Raw genomic sequence first — 2,796 nt, forward strand, 5'->3', positions numbered from 1 at the left:
GTGGTTTCGATCTGGAAGATGGCTTTGAGGCCACCACCGAGGTCTTCGGTGCCACGGAAGCCCAGGCGGCTGGTGGTCAGCAGGCCGCTGGAGACGGCGGACTTGCTGGTGTTGGCGATGTTGTCTTTTTCGCTGCCCACCGACAGGTCCAGGCGGCCGTACACCGACACGTTGGATTGGGCGGCGGCGGCGCCGCAGGCGGCCACGGCGGCCAGTGCGATCAGATGTGCTTTCATTGCAAGCTTTCGGTTGGTCAGGGATTGCGGCGCCGGTGGCGCCACCCCTCCCCACGGTGTGCGGGGAGACCTATCGATTGCAAACAACCGGCGTGACGGTTCGGTGACACGCGCTTTCAGCCACATCACTTCGCCCCGTTTTTGTTGCAGGCGCGCCACAAAAACCACCGGGGTTTTCCCTGCATGCACCGCTTGGGGGCTGGGGCGCACGGTTTTGGTCTGCTGTAATCAACCTCAGCTTCCACAGCGAAGCCAACCGCGGAACGGCAACGCTGGCCCGGTTTTCCTCTCAAACTGGAGATAACTGAACATGAAAAAGACCCTGATTGCCCTGGCCGCCCTGGCCGCCACCGGCGCCGTGATGGCCCAGTCTTCCGTGACCGTTTACGGTGTTGTTGACGTTGGCGTGACCAGCGTCAACAACTCTGGCGCAGGCAGTACCGACAACTCCGGTCTGACCAGCAGCAACATGGCGACCAACCGCCTGGGTTTCCGCGGTACTGAAGACCTGGGTGGCGGCCTGAAAGCCAAGTTCCAAGTTGAGACCGGCTTTAACGCCGATGCACCTGGCGGGACCACTCTGGGTGACCGCGGGGCTTGGATTGGCCTCGAAGGTGGCTTCGGTGAAGTGCGCCTTGGTCGCGAATACTCCACCACCTTCTGGACTGGCTTTTTGTACTCTCCCTTTGGTACTGGTGGCGTTGGTAACAGCTTTGGTTTTGCTGGCCGCTCGCTGGCTTACCAAATCACCGGCCAAGGCAATGCCGACCCAGCTGCCACTGGCTCGCAGAACGGTACTTACAACAACAACAGCCTGACATACACCACGCCGCGTATTGCTGGCTTCATGGGTCAAGTTCAGTACGTTTTTGACGAGCAAGCTACTGGCAGCGGCGGTCAATCCACCGGTGTTCGTGTGAACTACGTTCAGGGTCCGCTGTCGGCTGAAGTTGCATTCAGTAAAACTGACGGCGGGCAAGCCACGCCGACAACCACGGCAGCCATTACTGGTGCTCGTAATTTGTTGCTCGGCAATGCTGGTGTGCTTGCAACTGCTTTGGATCACAAATCGACTGTTGCCGGTATCTCCTACGATTTCGGCGTAGCCAAAGTAATGTCGAGCTATGGCCAAGAGAAAGCCAACCCCGTTGGCGGTGCCACCAGCCTGAAGATGACCAACTTCGAAGTGGGTGTTGTGGCACCTGTGGGCCCGGGCCGTGTCCGTGCTGCTTACACCTCGACCAAAATCGATTCGGCCATTCTGGCTGTCGACCCCAAGGCTTCCAAGTTCTCCGTGGGTTACATCTACGACCTGTCCAAACGCACCGCCATGTACGCCACGGTCGCACAGCTGAAGAACAAGAATGGTTTGAACCTCGCCCTGACTGGCCCGACTTCGACCAACTCGGCCAACGGCAAGTCCACTGGTTACAACATCGGTATCAGCCACACCTTCTAATCTTCACGGTAGGGCGCCCTCGGGCGCTCGCCGTCTGGACCAGAAAGTTCAAAAACCCAGCGCAGCCGCGCTGGGTTTTTTTATGGCCCAAAGCGCCGAATCAGAACCGGTGGCGCAGGCCAACGGCGACGCTGCTGCCGTTGCTCAGGCCGTCCTGTTTTTCCTGCATGGCCATGGCGTACACCTCGGTGCGCTTGGACAGGTTGTGCAGGTAGCCCAGCGTCAGGCTGCTGCGGTCGGCGCCGGTTTGGGCGTCCAGCCGGCCCCACTGGGCCACCACCGCGCCAGCGCCCAAGGGCACGCGCACGCCCAGGCCACTGATGTCGAATTCGTTGCCGGTGGTCAGGTTCTCCACCTCGCCGTACTGGGCGAACACCTTGGCCACGCCAAAGTCGTAAGCGCCGCCCAGTTGCTGGGTTTTGGTGTCGTTGACTGCGCCCTTTTTCACCTCTTGCGCCACGAAGGACAGCGCCAGTGGCCCCTGGCTGTAGCCCAGGCCTACGCTCCAGTTGTTGCCGTCGGTGGCGGCCTGGCCTTCCTTGAAGGCGTAGGCCAGGTTGGCGCGGAAGCCGCCCACGGTGGGGCTGCTGTAGGCGATGGAGTCGTTCCAGCCGGTGTCACCGGTGACGGTGCCGCTGGTGAAGTACTGCCGGATGGCCGGCGAGAACCCGAAAGAGTCGCCGACGGCGTTGAACATCAGCGTGGAGACGAACAGCGACGTGGTGTTGCGGCCCAGGTGCAGGGCGCCATAGCGCTTGTGCGCCAGCCCGACCGACGCGGTGCGGGTGAATTCGCCGTCGCCGTCGAAGCGGCCGGAACGGCCGACGTCGGAGCGGAAAAAGGTTTCCAGCTTGAACTGGGCCGACAGGCCGTTGCCCAGGTCTTCGCTGCCGCCAAAGCCCAGGAAGCTGGTGGTCATTTTGCCGCTCTCGGCCAGGGTCTGGCGCTGGCCGCCCGGGGCCTTGTACGAACCCACGCTCATGTCGATGAGGCCGTACACGTTGACCGCCGACGTTTGCGCCTGCGCCGCCGGGGCGAACGCCGCCGCGCCCATCAAGGCTGCCGCGGCCACGCCCAGTTTCCCACCTCTCATGCTGTTTG

General features: G+C 62.1%; 3 protein-coding genes. 1 reads left to right on the forward strand and 2 read right to left on the reverse strand.

Annotation, left to right across the window (positions count from 1 at the left end; translation table 11 throughout):
• The coding region (locus HA630_RS14960) for a porin (RefSeq protein ID WP_166835683.1) at positions 1–236 on the reverse strand (236 nt) is incomplete at its 3' end.
• A gap of 310 nt (positions 237–546) precedes the next feature.
• Between HA630_RS14960 and HA630_RS14965 the strand changes: the two genes are divergently transcribed.
• A complete protein-coding gene (locus HA630_RS14965) occupies positions 547–1,695 on the forward strand; it encodes a porin (RefSeq protein WP_166835692.1) in 1,149 nt (382 codons plus the stop codon).
• A 100-nt stretch (positions 1,696–1,795) separates the two neighbouring features.
• On the opposite strand, the gene HA630_RS14970 is transcribed toward HA630_RS14965, so the two are convergent.
• Positions 1,796–2,796 (reverse strand): porin (locus HA630_RS14970; protein ID WP_208300098.1); only part of this gene is annotated, 1,001 nt, incomplete at its 5' end.

The organism is Aquabacterium sp. A08, assembly GCF_011742065.1.

What these genes read in the sequence shown, in the direction of transcription:
- HA630_RS14965 (WP_166835692.1), top strand. Translation starts at nt 547, where the DNA reads ATGAAAAAGACCCTGATTGCCCTGGCCGCCCTGGCCGCCACCGGCGCC.